Origin of the sequence: Paenibacillus glycanilyticus NBRC 16618, from assembly GCF_004000805.1 — a bacterium.
In the GTDB taxonomy this organism is placed as follows: domain Bacteria; phylum Bacillota; class Bacilli; order Paenibacillales; family Paenibacillaceae; genus Pristimantibacillus; species Pristimantibacillus glycanilyticus.
Window position 1 is genome coordinate 220,665 of record NZ_BILY01000001.1, and the last position, 18,418, is coordinate 239,082.

At 48.7% G+C, this 18,418-nt stretch carries 13 protein-coding genes; 3 read left to right on the forward strand and 10 right to left on the reverse strand.

The features are described 5' to 3' along the window. Positions 1–29: 29 nt before the first annotated feature. From PGL01S_RS00825 to PGL01S_RS00835, 3 genes are read right to left on the reverse strand one after another with little or no spacing between them, the layout of a single operon-like run. Positions 30–1,673, reverse strand: a complete 1,644-nt coding sequence (locus PGL01S_RS00825) for a response regulator transcription factor (RefSeq protein ID WP_127490674.1) — start codon at positions 1,671–1,673, stop codon at positions 30–32. Continuing rightward, positions 1,666–3,414, reverse strand: coding sequence for a sensor histidine kinase (locus PGL01S_RS00830; protein WP_127490675.1), 1,749 nt, complete (start codon positions 3,412–3,414; stop codon positions 1,666–1,668). The genes PGL01S_RS00825 and PGL01S_RS00830 overlap by 8 nt, the downstream gene beginning before the upstream one ends. Further along, positions 3,395–5,068: an extracellular solute-binding protein gene (locus tag PGL01S_RS00835; protein ID WP_174806512.1), complete on the reverse strand. Its 1,674-nt coding sequence runs from the start codon at positions 5,066–5,068 to the stop codon at positions 3,395–3,397. The genes PGL01S_RS00830 and PGL01S_RS00835 overlap by 20 nt, the downstream gene beginning before the upstream one ends. 340 nt (positions 5,069–5,408) lie before the next feature. On the opposite strand from PGL01S_RS00835, the gene PGL01S_RS31165 reads away from it, so the two are divergent. The 3 genes from PGL01S_RS31165 (at position 5,409) to PGL01S_RS00845 (ending at position 8,125) form a co-directional block, all read left to right on the forward strand. Next, on the forward strand, positions 5,409–5,687 hold the full coding sequence (locus PGL01S_RS31165) for a hypothetical protein (RefSeq protein WP_244935468.1): 279 nt from the start codon (positions 5,409–5,411) through the stop codon (positions 5,685–5,687). Positions 5,688–5,749: 62 nt separating this feature from the next. Continuing rightward, positions 5,750–7,114 (forward strand): RICIN domain-containing protein, encoded by a 1,365-nt coding sequence (locus tag PGL01S_RS00840; protein ID WP_244935469.1) that lies wholly within the window; start codon positions 5,750–5,752, stop codon positions 7,112–7,114. A 219-nt stretch (positions 7,115–7,333) separates the two neighbouring features. Continuing rightward, positions 7,334–8,125: a helix-turn-helix transcriptional regulator gene (locus PGL01S_RS00845; RefSeq protein WP_127490676.1), complete on the forward strand. Its 792-nt coding sequence runs from the start codon at positions 7,334–7,336 to the stop codon at positions 8,123–8,125. On the opposite strand, the gene PGL01S_RS00850 is transcribed toward PGL01S_RS00845, so the two are convergent. The 7 genes from PGL01S_RS00850 to PGL01S_RS00880 form a co-directional block, all read right to left on the reverse strand. Beyond that, positions 8,118–9,656, reverse strand: a complete 1,539-nt coding sequence (locus tag PGL01S_RS00850; protein WP_127490677.1) for a carboxylesterase/lipase family protein — start codon at positions 9,654–9,656, stop codon at positions 8,118–8,120. The two genes, PGL01S_RS00845 and PGL01S_RS00850, sit on opposite strands and share 8 nt — an antisense overlap. Before the next feature lie 28 nt (positions 9,657–9,684). Beyond that, entirely contained in the window at positions 9,685–11,466 is a 1,782-nt protein-coding gene (locus PGL01S_RS00855; protein WP_127490678.1) for a type 2 periplasmic-binding domain-containing protein, read from the reverse strand. Positions 11,467–11,508: 42 nt separating this feature from the next. After that, positions 11,509–12,420, reverse strand: coding sequence for a carbohydrate ABC transporter permease (locus tag PGL01S_RS00860; RefSeq protein ID WP_127490679.1), 912 nt, complete (start codon positions 12,418–12,420; stop codon positions 11,509–11,511). Further along, positions 12,417–13,337: an ABC transporter permease subunit gene (locus PGL01S_RS00865; protein ID WP_244935470.1), complete on the reverse strand. Its 921-nt coding sequence runs from the start codon at positions 13,335–13,337 to the stop codon at positions 12,417–12,419. Before PGL01S_RS00865 ends, PGL01S_RS00860 begins: the two co-directional genes overlap by 4 nt. A gap of 230 nt (positions 13,338–13,567) precedes the next feature. Next, positions 13,568–15,871, reverse strand: coding sequence for a glycoside hydrolase family 95 protein (locus PGL01S_RS00870; protein ID WP_127490680.1), 2,304 nt, complete (start codon positions 15,869–15,871; stop codon positions 13,568–13,570). 6 nt (positions 15,872–15,877) lie between these two features. Further along, positions 15,878–16,624, reverse strand: a complete 747-nt coding sequence (locus tag PGL01S_RS00875; protein WP_127490681.1) for a response regulator transcription factor — start codon at positions 16,622–16,624, stop codon at positions 15,878–15,880. Then, positions 16,572–18,344, reverse strand: a complete 1,773-nt coding sequence (locus PGL01S_RS00880) for a cache domain-containing sensor histidine kinase (RefSeq protein WP_244935477.1) — start codon at positions 18,342–18,344, stop codon at positions 16,572–16,574. Before PGL01S_RS00880 ends, PGL01S_RS00875 begins: the two co-directional genes overlap by 53 nt. Positions 18,345–18,418 lie beyond the last annotated feature (74 nt).

The following is an 18,418-nucleotide window of genomic DNA, read 5'->3' on the forward strand; positions in this document are numbered from 1 at the left end:
AATTAATCCTTTTTTTCATGGTTAGCTCCTCAAGTCTGGGTGAGAGCGTCCCGATATTCCTGCGGCGTCATGCCGGTAGCTTTCTTGAAAAATCTCGTAAAGGAATGTGCCGCTTCGTAGCCTACCTCAACAGCGACCTCGCGCACCTTGAGCTCATCCTCCTTAAGCAGCTCCTTGGCTCTCCTAACCCGGCAATTATCGATGTATTCGGATAAATTGACGCCGCATTCCAGCTTGAAAAATCGAGATAGGTAAGAAGGATTGAAATAATTGATCTCGGCTAGCCGGACAAGCGACAAATCCTCGTTTAAATGCTCATTGATATACTGACAAATTTTATCAATGACGGTAGCCGCATTTTCTTTATTTTCCGGACTTTTCACCTTAAACAGCTGATCCGTTACCTGCCTTAAATATCGAACGGCTTCTTGCATGGAGGAATGCTCATCCAGACGCATCAGCTTGCAATAATCGCTAAACTCGCCGCAAAGCCCCGCGCGGTTAATATGCGCATACAGAATAAGAGCAATCGAATAGTAGATTTCAATCTTTCTATTAACAGAACTATTCGCGTGGAGCATCGCCAAGCTTAATTCCTCGAAGATTTCGTCGAATTTCTCGGGTTTGCCCGCATCCAGGAACGCTGCCAGCATTTCGGCTTTCGGGGCTACCAGTCCTTCTTCTTTCCTGTGCAGCTCGTGCGGCTCTTCAAGCTGTTCGCCACGGTCAGTCACAATAATCGTCATGCCTTCTCCGCCGATTCTCATGAGCTGCAGCTGGCGAAGCCGATCATATTGCCGGTTTATGGCTTCCCATCCGCAGGAGCTACCGCTTATCGAGAAAGCTATGGGCAAACGCAGGGATTGCAGGCAAGTCTCCTGAATTAATTCCAATGTACCTTCCAGGTAGCGAACCAAATGGTTATAAAACTTCTCTTCCTCATGCTCGGAGGGCTGCAGCAGCCATAAGAGATCCCCTTGCTTGTCTACAATCCCGATTTGTCTCGTTTTCTCGGACAAATAAGAATTGCACACCATTCGCGCCTTTGTAAGAAGTCCGCTTCTTTCAATATAAGAGGCACCCTCCGGATACGATAAATGCCCCATGACAAGGAGTACGGGAGAAGCCGGATTCAGGCCAATGTTCATTTTATGAAACTCATCGGTCAGCCTGTCCTTGTCCAGACTATGCCCATGGCTTTCCTGGAGCAAATGCCGAATGTAATCCCCTTGTGCCATCTGCTCAAGCGTATAAAGCAGCTCGCGGGATTGCTCAAGCATTTGGCTCATCTGATTCTCGTGCTCGATCTCCTGCATCACTTCCTGAACGGTTGCCGTAACCTTGTCATAACCTTCTGTCTTCAGCAAATAACGGACCTTCGGCATCTGTATGGCTTTGTACGCGTAATCAAATTCACTAAAACCCGTCAGGAAGATGACCTTGCATCTTGGCCAAAAGGCTTGAATCTCCTCCGACAGCTCGAGACCGTTCATGCCCGGCATGCTGATATCGGTCAATACGATATCAATCCTCGTCCGCGACATCCAATGCAAGGCCTCCTTCGCAGAGTAGGCCTTGCAGACATCCAGCTTCTCCGGCATAAGCCGATGGAACACCTCATATAGCGAGTCTGTAATAATGTCTTCATCATCAACAATCAGCAATCTATACAATAACACCAGCCCCCTCAAGCTTGATTCTGATCTCTACTTTGAGGCCATTCAACTCGCTTTTGGACAGAAACAAGCCGCTGCCCTCTCCGTAAGTCAGAACGATGCGCCGGTGGATGTTAATCATGCCGGTCATTTCGCCGGATTCCCCTTTGCTGTCCAATCTTGCTTGCAGGGCTTCAATCTGTTCGTCTGTGATCGGATGGTCGCCGTTATTTTCCACAATAATTCTCGCTTCTTCCTCATTCATGCCGAAGGAAACGCGGAGCAAGCCTTCATTGGTCATTTTCTCCAGGCTATGCTCGTAGGCATTCTCGATAATCGGCTGAATGATCAGCCTCGGCACCCGGATTCGCTCCATGCTCTCCGGCAGCTCATCGAACTCTACCTTAATTCTTCTGGAAAACCGGAGCTTCTGAATTTCGGTATACATGCCTGAATGCCGGCTTTCTTCAGCCAAGAGAACGTTATCCTCGCCGTTGCGGGTGATGAAGCGGTAATACTCGCCAAGCATGTTCGTGAAGAGCTGAACGCGCTCCAAATCCCCCGTTTTCGCCAATGAGTTTAGAATAAAAAAGCTATTGTACAAAAAATGCGGTTTAATTTGGGATTGAAGCTGCTTAAGCTCTGCTTTCTGCATCATCATCGTTTGTTTGAAATCTTGATCGATCAGCGTCTGCAGCTTCTTAATCATCTGGTTGAACCGGTTATACAAATAGCCGAATTCATCCTTCTTCTCATGGTCAATATGAATGTTGAGTGCACCTCCTTCCATCTTTCTGAAGCTCTGTACTAACAACAGCAATGGCTTATGAACAAACTTATACGTCGATAAGGCATAAATAACAATGGCACAGCAGGATGTCAGGGCGAAGATCCATGCCCAGTTGTTGAATCCTTTCAAAGGCTTCTTCACTACCGATTCGGGCAAATAGGTAATGACGGACAATCCCAGCGGTTCGGAATAAGCCTTATCGAGATGATATTTTTTGTCGCCGATTTGCGTGATCAACGTATTTTCTTCGGCATGAAGAGCACCAATCACAGAGCTCTGCAAAACATCCGAGGTATCTCCATTACTAGCCAATGTATATCCCATTTTATTGGAGACAAGGAATGAGCCGCTCTCTGGATAAACGCTGATCTGCTGCAGCGATTCTCTGAGCTTATCCATATTCAGTTCAATCTGGACGATAAATACTGGATCCCCTTCCTTGCCTCCATATTTAGCAGCACTAAGGTGAAGGGAATGATCATAGAGGATGAGACGTGCTTCCTTCTTATCCACTTCATTGTGAAAATAATTGAAGCTGAGCTGATTGAAATCATCAACTCCATTGTTGGAAGAAATCGTCTTCTGAATAGTCCGCACATGAACGTAAATATCTTTTATATAAACGCTGCTATTCTTAATAGAAGTAAACCGGTGAAGCAAATAATCGATGCTGGCTTTCTTGTCAGCGTTATCCATCAAATTCCAGGTAACCGCCAGTTTGTTCAGATCATTATCCTGCAAAATATCATACTGCTGAATTTCCAGCCATTCGATTTGATGATCCAAATCTTCCAGGTAATAAGAAAGCTGGGCAGTCGTATTTTTCGATATCTCATTACTGGCATTTGCATAACTCCAGTTGTACAGGTACACCCCCAGTAAAATAATTGGCAGGATAACAACTAAATTCGTAATAATAAGCCTGACAAATAAGGCATTTCGCCATGACTTAGCGGGCAGTCTTATCAAGTGAATACCTCCGTTGTTCATACCACTGATTAACCTCGGCTGTTATTTTGTCGCCGCCCAGCTTGTACCAGTCCTGTACGAATTGGTCGAAGTCATCAATAGGTCTGCCCAAAATAATGTTGATGTAGGTTTGATCCTGCAGATCGCTAAGGATCTGCTGCAGGTCAATCATGGTATCCGTAGGAGCGCCTACAAAACTCTCGTACAGCAGTTGATTGTTTTTCTCATATTGATCAATGATGGAAAACGCACCTGTTGGACCATACGTCTTAAACCAGCCCCAGCCTGATTCGCCAGCATCTCCCGATAGATAATGATCCATTCTCTTCTTGATATAGATGGCCTCGTCTTTCAGATTCGCCTGATTACCGCTCTTGCGGGCTTCTTCAATCTGCCTGTAAGCCTCCAGGTTTTTTCTTGTAGGAGACGGGGTAACCGGAGACAACTGCCATACCGCGTAAGTCGTGTTGTAATACTTCTCGTATTCTGCGGTCTGCCCCCAGTTCTTCTCCAGATGCAGATTAAAGAGCTTCACGATAGCTTCCGGATGCTCATAGCCTTTTCTGACTGCGAAAAAGGTGTTCGTATTGAATTTAAGGGGCACCTTTGGGGCATCGCCCGTTGCAGAAACAATGGGAAAAGCCTGCCAATCCGCGTCCGGATCATTGTTCCGGCTCGTTTGCACCAGAAAGGAAGCCCACTGCTCCCCGTAGATCATTCCTATTTTCCCGGAAGTTATAAGCTTGCCCGCCTTATCCCCGTCCTTTAAAGCGAATTCAGGATCAAGCTGGCCCTGGTTGTACATATCTTGAATCACCTTCAAAGCCGTTTTTACCTCCGGCTGAATACCTCCGTACACCAGTTTTCCTTGCTGATTCTTGATCCAAATATTCGGGAAAGCGTTATAACCGGCCATAAGGTCAACAAGTCCCATAACCGGGTCACCCAAATATTTCGTTGCTGCAATCCCGAAGGTATCGTCCTGGCCGTTATTATCTGGATCTCTTTCTGTAAACGCTTTCGAAATCGCCAGTAAGTCATCCATCGTTTTCGGCGGCGACAGCCCCAGCCTCTTCAGCCAATCCGTTCTGATCCATAATACATCCGCGTCTTCAATCGAAGAGCTTGTCTGTGGAATACCCATCAGCTTGCCATCGATCGTTGCCGTTTCAAACGGGCCGTCTCCTTCTTCGCTAAGTACTTTCTTCGTAAGCGCGGAAGCATATTGTTCATATACATCCGTCAAATCCTCGATCAAGCCGGCGTTACTCAGTTCCCTAAGCTGCTGGGCACTTACCTGCACAACATCCGGAATATGTCCCGATGCAATCGATGCGCCAAGCTTCTGACGATACAGATCCCCTTTCGCCGTCCAATCATATTTGATCTTGATTCCCAGAGTTTCCTCGGTCAGTCTTGTCCACCGGTTATCTTCCAGCGTTTCTCCCGGCAAGTTGCTTATTAAGCCTTCTAATCCTTCACCGACTTCTCTTACAAAGGACAGCTCGATAGGCGGAGCATAACGGCTGAGCGAACGATCTGCATTCGATGCCGGTATTGGCTTATTCGAATTCTCCTGCTCTTCCGGCGGCTTGGCGTTGTTTTCATTCTTGCATGCAGATAAGGCTGATAGAAGCATCAGCGCAGCAAGCATAAGCTTTATCTTGTTTATCCTTGGCCTTGGTATCCGCAACAGGATTTCCCCTTTTCACTCGGGCGCAGCTGCGACGAGCTGTATGTAATTCATTATCTGGGCAGACACCCGATAATACAATACACATCTCTTTATGTCGTTACCCGTTGTTTACTTTTTAGCATAATCCAATGTACAGGAAAGCACGAGTATCGGCAAGGCCGATTGCTCCATTATCAAACAGGCTAACCCCCATAATTAGACAGGTGTTCAACGCTCGCATCCGAATAGTACACTCATTTCTGCAAGCGCATACAATTACAGTCCCCATGCAATCAAATTTCAAAGGAGTTGGGTATTAATGAAAAAGAGCAATTCAAGCTGGATTCTGAAGCTGTTCATCCTAGTGGCGCTTATGCTAACGCCATCCTTGGTGAACAGTCATCCGGCGAAAGCGTGGTCGGGAATGACCATGTCCAAGCTTCATGTGAGCGGCAATCAGCTGGTGAACAGCAGCGGCCAGCCCGTGCTGCTGACGGATGGCATCAACCCTCCGGTTCGTATTGGACGTACCAGGACAGCAAATATTATCTGGATCAATACGGCGGGAACAGACATGCGGCGGTTCTGGCGTATCTGAAGGACATTACGGATACTTTCACCAATACATCAAGTAAATACGGCAACAACCACGGCTGGTATATGAACCAGGTTCGCTTGTTTATCGATCGCGAGGACATGGGCGATGTCGCGGCCGGCACATACAATTTCGCAGGACTGCAATCCGTAACCCAGGACGTTATCATTCCGTACATCAACTATGCCAAGACCAAAGGGGTATACGTCACGCTTGGCCTTGACTTCACTATTCTTAATAACCAGGCGACAACGCAAGCCAATCTCGATAAATTTAATCAAATCTGGGGTTATTTGTCCTCCCAAACGGCTATCAAGAGTGCGGATAACGTCATGTTCGAGCTTATCAATGAGCCTGTTCAAGCCTCCGCCAACGGCTCCTGGGGAGGCAATCCTGCACAAAGCGACTTTGTTGCCTACTGGAATTCACTCAAGACCTTCCAAAACTCCATCATTTCCACGATCCGGAATAACGGTGCAGACAATGTGATCTGGGCGGCAGGGCTTGGCTGGGATCAATACTACCAGCTGTGCGCTTCCTATCCGCTGACGGATCCGCTCAACAATTACGGGTATGCCGTTCATTGGTATCCGGGTTACGGCGCCCATGACGATTATGCCGCTCTTCAGCAGATCTGGGATGATACGATCAAGCCATGCGCCAACAATTACCCGATCAATATTACCGAAACGACATGGTTCAAGACGTTATCCGGCGACTCTTCTTATTGGGACCTGTTCAACGGCTCCAATGAGGGCTTCGGCAAAAATACGAAAGCTATCTTTACGGCGGCGGGCAATGTCAGCATAGCCGTTCATATGAACGGTTTCTTGCTCGAGCCCGGCACCAGAAGCTCCTTCGCCGATCCGACGGCCGGCTTGAAGTACGACGGCAATACCGCAAGGGACGGAATGGCCCGGTTTATTTTCGAATGGTATTATGAGCGGGCGCAGCTGCATCCATGGAACGGAATCTGGAATGGCATCCAATCGGGATCGACCTACAAAATTATAAACCGGGCCTCGGGAAAAGCGCTTGAGGTACCGGGAGGCCAGAATACGAATGCCTTGCAGCTTCAGCAATATACGGATAATGGCGCTACCGCCCAACAATGGGTCATTACGGATCAAGGTACCTATAACAATTACTATAAACTTCGAAGCGTCAGCTCTTCCGACAACAAAGTCATGGATGTACGCAACGGGACAACGAACAACGGGGAAGCCATTCAGCTTATGTCCGATTACAATAATACCGCTCAGCAGTTCCGGCTGATTAAGCTGAGCAACGGATATTGGAGCATCATTAACGTAAATAGCAACAAAGCAGTTGAGGTTGCCAATTCCTCGACAAACAACTCCGCTTTGATCCAACAGAATTTGTATCGGGGCAACCTTAATCAGCAGTGGCAACTGGTGAAAATCAACTAACAAAACAAATGGGGCAGTCCTTTTCCAAGGTGACTGCCCCATTCATTCTTACGACGTTTTATCGAAAGAGCAAGTTTTCTAATCCTCCAGATCTATAAACCTATTATTTTATTAGTAACTTCTAAAGAATGTATATTCCATTATTGGATGTTTGGAGATATCCTCTTTCATTATAGATCGTGCAGTAAGAATATGCCGTTTGAAGGGAGAGTCTATCGGATGAACCATATCCATTATGTCGGAAGCGATGCTGCGCATGACAGTAATTTTGTTTTTGATATTCCTCAAGGCCATCACTGCTGGCTTCTGGTCATTACCAAGACCCCCGCACAATTCTGGGTAAACGGAGAACTCCAAAAATACCCCTCTCAAAGCGCTGTCCTGTACCGGGCACATCAGAAAATCTATTACAAAGCTTGCGCCGATAAATATGTAAACGACTGGATCCGCTTTGAATCGGACGAACCGTACATTTCAAACCTTCCATCTGGCATTCCATTCTCGCTGGATGATCCGGATTATTGCCACAAGTTGATCGAACTGCTTGTGATCGAGCATCATTTTAATAGAGATTACAAGAAGTCTTCCATTGATTGTTTGCTGCGAACCTTGTTCAACAAGCTATTGGAGTCCTATTGCCATGACGGCTTTACAACGCAATACTACGATCTATTACGTCTGCGTGCCGCTATTCAAAATAGCCCGGGCGATCATTGGACGGTTCCGAAAATGGCGGAATACGTCCGAATTAGCCCGGGTTATCTGCAAACCATTTACAAAAAGACTTTCGGAATATCCTGCATGGAGGATGTCATCAACTGCCGTATTCGTCTTGCCAAAGAATATTTGTTCCAAGGTTCCCGAACCATTCATGAAGTTGCCGACCGATGCGGATACCAAAACGTGGAACACTTCTGCCGGCAATTCAAACAAGTGACCGGCTTCTCGCCAAGAAATTTTCGGTTACAGGCCAGCCATTCCGAACAGGTTCGGGAACATCCGGTTATTTGACCTGAATCAATCGATTCGCTTTAAAATATTCCTCTACGAGGAACTTCATCAGGTCATTCGGCTGCTCCCTGACAAATTCGGCTGCATCCGCAAACTTCATTCCGAACGGAGCACCCGGCGTATAAGCTTCCCACTGCGGCAGTTCCTCTCCCGTTGAATCTAAGCCGTTCGGATTTCCGGTACGGATGAAGTTCGCCCAGTAGTTGCACATTTGCCGGGCGAGATCGTAGTGTTTGCCAACGAACGGCCTCCAGCATTTGGCCAGGGTCTCGAAAAAGAACCAAAGATCGACCGAATGGAACGTTCCGGGATTATCCCACCCCGGAATCTCGGCATCGAAATTGTAATAATACAGAGGAGTATGGCCCCCCGTTTCGGCATTTGCCTGGCCTGCAATCCGAATGGCATATTCAAGGCCGCTTACCGAAGCCTTCTTAATGACTTCTTCAAGGCTGCCTGTTGAATATTCGCATAGCTCCAGGAACGTCTTGGCGTCGTCGCCGAACAGATTGACGGCCAATTGTTGGAATTCCTCCAATGAACCCGCTTGAGGAGCACTGATAAATTCGGACGATGTATGACCGAACATAACAGGCACCTGCAATCGTTTGTTTTGAAGGAATAGCTCGAACGAGTTCCCCACGTTAAACTTATGATCTACGACGGTCCCCCAGAAAGCTTTATATTCCACTATTTTATCCCGTAAATAGACGGCATCTAGATTTCGCGCTTCTTCAAGCGAGGTTACTCCGAGATAGTTAAAGAACTGGATGCCCTCCTGTTCGGCTTCCTCCAACGAGCGGAGAAACCTTGGCATTCCGGCGTTCGGGTATAGCGGGGCAAATAATCCGCTCTGAACAATCGCTCTCTGAAAAAGTTCGCTGTTCTGCGGTGAAGTCAGCTGGTTCATGACGCTGCCGCCGCCAGCCGATTGTCCGCCAATCGTTATATCGTCCGGATTACCGCCGAAAGCGGCAATATTGCGCTTGACCCATCTAGTTGCGGCTTGCTGGTCAAGATGGCCGAAGTTTGCCGGCGCATCCGGCGCTTCTGCCGTAATTTCAGGATGGCACAGAAATCCGAATGCATTCAGTCTATAGCTGATGGTGACTACAACGATCCCTCTTCGGGCGATGCGTTCTCCGTCAAATTCCATCTCGGAAGGATGACCAACCTGCAGGCCACCGCCGAAGTACCACACAAATACGGGAAGCTGTTCATCTGCTTTTTTTGCCGGGGTCCAAACGTTCAGGTACAGACAATCCTCGTTCATCGCGATATCCGGTTCCACGGCCCATTCCCGCGTATATATATTGTTGTCATCAAGCTCCTGCCTAACCTGAAGAGGGATCGGCGCATATTCGTAAGCTTTCCGCACGCCTTCCCAATGGCTGGCGGGCTGAGGCGCACGCCAACGATTCTCTCCTACCGGCGGAGCGGCAAAAGGTATTCCTTTAAAGCTTGTGATTCGAGGATCTGCTGCCGGTAGTCCTTGCACCGTCCCGTTTTCCACTTGTACAATTCTGAGCATGAATTCATTCTCCCTTCAACCAAAATAATTACTTGCCGGTTGTTGCATCATTACGCATTTTAATGATTTTTTGCGCTCTTTCCGTATCCACGGCAACAACGTCATTCCAGCCGAGCCCTACGGCATCGCTCTTCATTTTTGTCCATAATTGATCGAATTCTTCTTGATTCTTAGCGAATACCATCTTCCAGGATGTATTTTTTACGTAATCCGAAATCTGGCTGCGTTTGTTTTTAATATCCGACGAATCACTGCCAAGGCTCGTATTTATATTCGGCACGATGTCGATCATATTGTTTTTCGTGTAATACTCGGTGGCATTTGTTGCGTTGTAGGTCTTTTGCCAGTCTGTGGTTAGTGCCGTCTTGTTTGCCTCGATTGTAGAGCTCCAATAGTTGTTGTTATAAAATTCGCCTGTTTCCGGATCCACGACAAAATCACTCATAATCATGCTGTTAATTTTGCTTTGTCCGTCCTGGTACCCGCCGCCACCGTATTGATCCGGAACCGGTGTGTTTTTCTGGAAAGCGGTTTGTCCAAACTCGGTGAGCTTAAACTTGCCGTCTTCGGATTTTTCATAATTGAAGCCTTCAAATCCGTTCGTATAATAACGCAATCCTTCTGGAGAGACCATCCAATCCAGAAACTCCATAATTCTTTCCGGTTCCTTGGCTTTCGAGCCAAGCGCAAATACCCGGCCGTTGCCGTAATAGGCATCGCTATTCTGGATGATACGGGTATCGGCGATCGGAACAGCCACATTGCCGTCTCCGTTCTTGCCTCTTTCTATCGAGTTGTAGAAGCCTCTTTGCCAGGAGTACCACAAGAGAAGAACCTGTTTATTCGTCAGCTTTTCCGCAACTTTGTTCCAATCCTGCGATGCGGAATCGGGGTCCACGAGTCCCATTTGATTAGCGGTAAAATAGAATTGCAAAATCTTTTTGTACATGCTGTTATCGTCAATGAGAGGAACAATATCGCCCTTGGCATTCAACTGAATGGTCGAAGTTCCGTCCGGCTGCTCGTATCCGTACCAGTTGCTGAGCCAGCGGACGTTTTCCATGCTTCCGCCATCCCAGTCCTTCCACAACGTGATGGGAACGATTTTTTTGCCGTCAGGCGTAGTTGGATATTTCTTTTGCATTTCCTTCAGCACATTCAGAAGATCGGTCAAATTATTCAGCTTGGGAGCCCCTACTCCTTTATAATAATCCCAAGGCATTATCGGGCTGGAGTAAGGAATTTCTTCGGAAAACGTTGTTGGCGACGTATCTGCCTCAAAAGTCGGCATCGCGTATATTTTCCCGTCCGGATTGACCTTGTCGAAAGCCGCATTAAAAGGCTTAAAGTGATTATCTACGTATTTGGACAGAAATTGCGTGTTTTTCAACTTGTCGGTGATATCCATAACGAGTCCTGCCGGAATTAATTCCTCCAGCTGACTGTTATCCACGATGAGAAGATCGCCTAAATTCCCTGCCGCCGTTCTGGTCTTATACAGCTGATCGCCGGCGACCTGCGGTGCGAGAATGTTAAGAGTGATATTAAACTTATCTTTAATGAGCTTCCCATACCAGCCTGTCTGCTCGCCTTGGTAATTGGCCGCATTATCGTAGACTGTGATGGTCAGAGGTTTGCTATGATCGATCCCTTTTCCCGATTCGGATGTGCCTTCCCCATTGCTTGGCTTTGCTGAAGCAGTTGACTCATTGGATGAACTCTGACACCCCGCTAATGCCGTCGACAACAACAAGGTACCGGTAACCGATAACAAAGTCCATTTTTTGAATGTTTTAGTGCTCCTGCTCAATTGATAACCCCCCATTGGATGAATGTATTATAATGGCGCAAGTTAACCTTTTACCGCGCCAATCATAATCCCCTTAACGAAGAACCTTTGAAATATCGGATACACCAGTAGAATTGGCGCAACCACAATGATGGTGACGGTCATGCGAATGGAAGTTGTCGTCTGCTTGGTGGCCAAGCTTGCCATGGCCGTTGAGCCGGCATTTTGCAGGTTGACCATGGTCGATAATGAACTCGCCTGATTAATATAGTTGTAGAGAATGAATTGCAGGCTGTACAGCTTGCTGTCCGTAACCAGCAGCAGCGTGTCCTGAAAGGAATTCCACTGGTCCACAGCCGAGAAGATGGCGACCGTAGCCAGAATGGGTTTGCTTATAGGCAGCATGATTCTGAAAAAAAGCGTCATAATACCCGCGCCGTCTATGCTTGCGGCCTGCTGCAATTCCTTGGGCGTTGATTCCACGAAGGTCTTGACCAGAATGATGAAAAATGGGGCTACGATGGTGGGCAATACATAAGCAAGAAAATTATTGGTTAGATGCAGAGATTTCATAGTCAAATACCAAGGAATAACCCCTGCGTTAAAAAACATCGTTATAATCGTAAAGCGATACCAGAATTTTCTCCCCCACATATCCTCTTGAGTAAACATAAATCCCAGAAATGCGGAAGCGCCAACGGTCAATGATGTGCCTATAACCGTTCTCCCCAAAGATACCAGAGTGGCGTCCCACAAGCCCGGTATTTTGAACACGTCCAGGTAGTTTTGAAAATGAATATGTTTGGGAAGAAATACGACATCCCCTCTTGCGCTTATATCATTTGCGCTAATGGTATTGATAATGATGGAATAGAAAGGGTATACGCAGATCAGAGCAAATAGGGAAAACAAAGTATAAACCACCACAGAAATTATTCGGTCGGTTAGGCCGACTTTCATTTTTACTCTGCTCATACAATGCTCTCCCCTCTCAGCAGCTTGGACAATTTGTTCACGGAAAAGAGAAGCACAACGCTAATCAGACTCTTCAGCATGCTAATCGCGACGGAAACCGAATAGCTGCCGCCTCCCATGGCCAGGTTGTATACATATAAATCCAAACCCTGTATGGAATCTTTGTTAAAGGCATTCTGAAATACGAAATATTGCTCCAGGCCGTTATTCAGGAAGCTCGCAATCTGCAGCATCAACAGGACAAAGTAGGTAGGCAGCATGCTTGGCAGTACGACATACCGGATGATCTGCATTCGTGTCGCACCGTCGACATGGGCTGCTTCATAAAGAGCGTCGTCTATCCCCATAATGGCGGCAATATACAAAATCGCGGACCAGCCTAATGCTTTCCAGGTTGTCCACATCCACATCGTGAACCATACATGGTCGGAGTTCTGAAGGAATAAAACCGGCGAATCGATAAATCCGAGCATCTTCAGGAGACCGTTTATGATGCCCTCACTTGAGAACATGGAGAACGCCAATGAATAAACCAATACCCAGCTGATAAAGTTTGGCAGGGTCGTTACGGTTTGAATAAACTTGCGGAAGCGCACCGCTTTTATTTCCGTCAGGAATATGGCAAAAATCATGGGGAGCCAAGAGAAGAGCAGGTTCAAGCCGCTCATCCCAAACGTGTTCTTGATAACCTGAAGCAGTTGATCAATCTTAACCTGATTTTCAACTAACGAATGGAACCACTTGAGCCCGACAAACGGGGATTTGGACAATGGGATCGGAGGCGTATAGTCAAAAAAAGCATATACCCACCCATATAAAGGGTAATAGGCAAAGATACCAAGCAAGATCATAAAGGGCAAAATGTAAAGAAACTTGATCTTTGAAATTCGCCTCTTGCTGTAAGACTGTAATCGCACCGTATCACGCCACCCTTTCCATTTAATTTTTCAAGAATATCCTCCCGGCTCTGAATGATTGCGCTTTCATAACTTGCGTCGAAGTCAGTATAAATTAACTAAATATTCTAAACAATGACGTTTCCGCATCGATTATTGATGTATCCTAAGATAACGTTGTTTTGGATAACCTTAATAGGATACAAAAAAAACAATCCTCTTCCGCAGCAAGGAAGAGAATTGTTTCAAACTCATGCGTGGATTACGATAGTCATGCCTGCCTCCCCGGCAAACGATAGAAGATTCCTATTCTTATCCGGATTTTCCGATTCGCAGGCCGCCCCATCCAACGATAATGCTACGGGGTGATCGCAGCGTACGCGGTACGTCCCTTTACGATCCGGCCTCAAAATCGCCTGATGAATTAGCCCGTCTTTCCATGCGATATCCACCGTAACGCCGCCGCGCGCCCGGAGCCCGCGGACTTCGCCGGCCGGCCAAGCTTTCGGAAGGGCAGGCAGCAAATGAATAGTGTCCTCGTGGCTCTGCAGAAGCAATTCCGCAATGCCTGCCGTGCCGCCGAAGTTGCCGTCGATCTGAAACGGCGGATGATTGTCTAATAGATTAGGCAGCGTGGAGTGGGACAAAAGCGCGGTTATGTTAGCATGCGCCTCTTCCGCTTCCTGCAGTCTCGCCCAGAAATTGATAATCCAGGCCCGGCTCCAGCCGGTATGTCCTCCCCCGTTCGCCAGGCGGCGCTCCAGCGTTCGGCGAGCGGCAGCGCTTAGTTCCGGCGTTTTATCAGGAGTAATCTGGGTTCCCGGGTGCAAGGCGAACAGATGAGAGATATGTCTGTGCCCAGGCTCTACCTCCTCGTAATCCTCGTACCATTCCTGCAGTTGTCCGTAACGCCCGATGCGGGGTGGTGGAAGCTTGTCGATCGCCTGACGCAGCTCGCCCAGAAGCTCGTCATTCGACCCGAGCCGTTCTCCCGCGGCTGCGCAAGCCTGGAATAGCTCGCGCGCGATTTGACTGTCCATGGACGGCCCGTAGCACAATACGCCCGTCTCTCCATTTGGCAGCCGGTACGTATTCTCGGGAGAGACGGACGGGCAGGTGACCCATTCGCCGCTTGGAAGCTCGACCAGATAATCCAGCAGGAAGACCGCAGCCTCCTTCATCATCGGGTAAACCCGCTCGAGGAACGCCATGTCTCCCCCGTATCGATAATGCTCCCAAAGATGAAGCGACAGCCAAGCGAGACCAAGCGGCCAATACGTCGACGACGGCCACAAATCTTGTGGGGCCGTATCTGCCCAAATGTCCGTGTTGTGATGGGCCGCGCTTCCGCGTAAGCCATACATGGTTCGGGCGGTATGCCTGCCGTTCGGAATCATGCGTTCGATCAGCTCGAAGAGAGGCAGGTGGCATTCCGGCAAATAGCAGCTCTCTGCCGGCCAATAATTCATCTGCGTATTAATATTGATGGTGAACTTGCTGTCCCACGCGGGAAGCATATCCTTATTCCATATCCCTTGCAAATTCGCGGGCAGCGATCCGGGTCGGCTCGAGGCGATCAGAAGGTATCGGCCATAGTGAAAATACAAGGCCGTAAGCCCGGTATCTTCGCGGCCGGCCTTAACGTTACCGAGACGTTCCGAGGTTTCTGCCATCTCGGGCCTCAAGCCGGACTCCGCTCCGAACCATAGCCTTGTTCGATCGTATAGGCTTCGGTAATCCGAGATATGCGCAGCCTTCAATTCCGAATAGCCGGCTGCGGCAACGCGTCCGGCGTCGCCGAGCGCAGCAGCTTCGGGGTCGGCTTCGCGGAAATCCGTCGAAGCGGTCATGACCAGCAGAACGGCGTCGGCATTCGAGACGATGAGGTGTTCACCAATCGTGCGCAGGCTTCCCCCCTCGGGCACGCATGCAAGGACGCCGCAATACCGGACGCCTCCGCCGCTATTGCCGCTCATCACGATCTTACCGTTCTCTGCGCGAATCTCGTCAACGTAACGGAACCTCTCGCGTCCCATTCGGGCCGTAAACGAGATTTGGCCGGGAGAATCCGCCGTTAGCCTTAGCACGATCGCTCTGTCCGGGTAGCTCGCGAAAATTTCGCGGGCGAATTTCGTTTCTCCCGCCGTATAGGAAACATGAACGATGGCCTCCGATAGGTCAAGCCGTCTCTCGTAGTTCCGAATCTCCCCCGCATGCTCGAACTGGAGAAACAAATCGCCAAGCGGTACATAATGACGCTGGGACTCGGGAATGGCCGTAAGAGCCATCGTTGCCAAGCGCTCGGCCTCTTGAAGCTTTCCTTCGAATATTAGCTTGCGAATTTCCGCCAAATTGGGCAGTGCATCCGGATTATGCCGATCCCTAGGCCCCCCATACCATAAGGAATCCTCGTTTAATTGCACGCGTTCCGCGCGCGGATCGCCAAATATCATCGCACCCAACCGTCCATTGCCGATCGGCAAGGCTTCCTCCCATTGCTTGGCGGGAGAATAATAGAGCAGCGTGTCCTCGTGTTCTCGGTTGTTCTCGGGCATATGCTTTCAATCCTTTCCGTTAATGGCTTGAATAGATTCGTCCTCTTCTTTATGCTCACGATAAGCGCCGGGAGTCGTGCCCGCATACTTCTTGAATACCTTCGCAAAGTAATGTTTGGTGTCGAAGCCAACCTGCTGGCTGATTGCGCAAACCGTCAGCTGCGGCTGCGTTTTCAATAGCTTCTGCGCCTCCCGGATTCGCAGCGAATTCAAGTAATTGACGAAGGTATCCCCCGTCTCCTTCTTGAACAAGCTGCTGATATAATTCGGATGCAGACTCATGTGTTCCGCGAGATGATCGAGGGACAAATCGTTCATGTAATTCAGCTGCAAATAAGCCAGAATCCGTTCGGCATGCCGGCTGTACTCCGAATCCGATGCGGCCGGAAGCTCCTCCTTGACGCGGCTCAGCAGCACCGCGATCTCCTTTTTATCCAAGGGCTTCAGCAAATAATCCACAACACCCGAGCGAAGGGCCTGGCGGACATATTCGAATTCGTCATAGCCGGTCAGGATAATAAACCGATCGCATAATCCTTCAAGCCTGGCATCATGAATCAGTTCAAAGCCGTTCTTCTCGGGCATGTTGATATCGGTTATCGTCACATCTGGCATAAATCGCTTCATCGTCTCTAAGGCTTCCCAGGCGTTGAAGGCCGAACAAATGTCGGAGCCGGCCGGCGCGACTTCCTCTACGATTTTAACTAACCCTTTCAGAATCAAAGGCTCGTCGTCTACGATCAGTATCTTCAACGTCCATCACCGTCCTTTTCACGATAACAATGCGCAAGCTGGTTCCTTTCCCCGGAGCGCTAATGATTTCCAGCCGGGATTCGGCCCCGAAGTAACCCTTGACTCTTTCGTTAACGTTTTTTAAGCCTACGCCAACCGGTTCATCCTCTTTTTTGAACTCATCATGCCTGGACAACCGATCGCGCAGCTCGAGCAGCCTGTCCGGCGCAATCCCGTTTCCGTTGTCGGTAACGTCGATCGTCACTTCTTCCTCCGTTTCCGACGCATGCAGCCGTATATGAACGGGGCGCAAAACGGCGGATGCTCCATGCACGATGCTGTTTTCGATTAGAGGCTGCAAAAGAAAACGCGGACAGGCCAGCCGCCCGGCGTCAACATCAACTTTAATCTCGTAGGTCAGCCGGCTTTGAAGTCTCATCTTGTGGATGCTCATGTAAAAATCGACCATCTCGATTTCCTTCGCAAGAACCGTTTCTTGCTGCGCGGACGTCAAGCTGTACCTCATCAGTTTCCCGAACCAGAACGAAATATCGGCAACTTCCTTGTCGTTGTTGGCTTCGGCAACCATTCGGATCGTTTCGAGCGTATTGTAGAGAAAATGGGGCTTAATCTGTGCTTGCAGCACCTGGTAAGCCGCTTCCTTGTTTCGCAGCTCGGCGCGGTGGACATTGTTAATGAGTTCGTCCATTCGCCTTACCATGGAATTATAGGCCCCGATCAAGAAACCGATTTCGTCCTTTTCGAACTTGCCGCTTTGAATCGTCAGCACCCTCAAGTTATCGTCGTTCAGCGTGCGCATATGCCGGGCCAGCCTGAGTATTCGCTTGGTAATAGTCGAAGCCAGCAAGTAATAGGCGATGGACAAGGTTAATAATAGCAGCACGATGATCGTCACTAGGACGAGTTCCTTCTGCTTCACGGAACGGAATACCTCTCCAACCTGAGCCGTAATGATAACGCGAACGTCCAGCGGCTCAAGCTTCAGTTGATTGACGATCGTTGTTCGGTCAATGAAGAAATCCCGCCCCTCCTCATGCAGAAGACTGAGCGTCTTATGGTCCAATCCAGCCGCTTCGTTCGTCAGCAAGTTGCCTTGCCCGGACATCAGGGCGGCCTTCCAATTCCCCTCCACGCCAGCGGCGGCATAGAAGTTGCGGATTAAGCTGTTGCTAACCCGAATTTCGAGGAGGCCAATCCGTTCCGTAATTTGCGTATTGTAGATGTACTGGTAATAAATCAGATCGGGTTCCGACACGTTCGGATCGGCTCTCAGCCATATTCCCTGCCCCGCTTTCAGCGACGAGACGGCAGCTTCTGTCTGCGGATCCAGCATGGACCTGTCCCGAAACAAATTGGTTATGGGCAGCACACGATCCTTCATTTTATAGATCACGATAGATTCGATCTCCGGATTGGCGAACATCGATTGGCTGTACAGAGGGAGAATATATCGGGTCAGCGCGTACACGCTGTCCGCGTCGGAATCGTATACGCCGTCCAGATAATCGGTGAGGTAAGGATTGTATTGCAGTACCCGGTGTACCGATTGAATTCTAGCGAAGTCCGTTTTCATATTAGCGTAAGCCTGCTCCAGGATCTTCTGCCTGCTCTCTACGAATTGCTGGGTCAAGTTTCCATAGATTTGCGTGTAATAATGATAACCGAAAGCAATAACCGGGATAAAGATCATAATGACGTATCCAAGCACGATCTTGCGCATGATGCTCACGGCAGCATTTCCCTCCAAATATGGAATCCATATATCGTAAACGTATCACGTACAAAAAAATTCCG

Excerpts from the sequence above, each read along its gene's own strand:
- PGL01S_RS00835 (WP_174806512.1), bottom strand. The coding sequence starts at position 5,068 with ATGCTTGCTGCGCTGATGCTTCTATCAGCCTTATCTGCATGCAAGAAT.
- PGL01S_RS31165 (WP_244935468.1), top strand. The coding sequence starts at position 5,409 with ATGAAAAAGAGCAATTCAAGCTGGATTCTGAAGCTGTTCATCCTAGTG.
- PGL01S_RS00840 (WP_244935469.1), top strand. The coding sequence starts at position 5,750 with ATGAACCAGGTTCGCTTGTTTATCGATCGCGAGGACATGGGCGATGTC.
- PGL01S_RS00845 (WP_127490676.1), top strand. The coding sequence starts at position 7,334 with ATGAACCATATCCATTATGTCGGAAGCGATGCTGCGCATGACAGTAAT.
- PGL01S_RS00850 (WP_127490677.1), bottom strand. The coding sequence starts at position 9,656 with ATGCTCAGAATTGTACAAGTGGAAAACGGGACGGTGCAAGGACTACCG.
- PGL01S_RS00860 (WP_127490679.1), bottom strand. The coding sequence starts at position 12,420 with ATGAGCAGAGTAAAAATGAAAGTCGGCCTAACCGACCGAATAATTTCT.
- PGL01S_RS00870 (WP_127490680.1), bottom strand. The coding sequence starts at position 15,871 with ATGCCCGAGAACAACCGAGAACACGAGGACACGCTGCTCTATTATTCT.
- PGL01S_RS00880 (WP_244935477.1), bottom strand. The coding sequence starts at position 18,344 with ATGCGCAAGATCGTGCTTGGATACGTCATTATGATCTTTATCCCGGTT.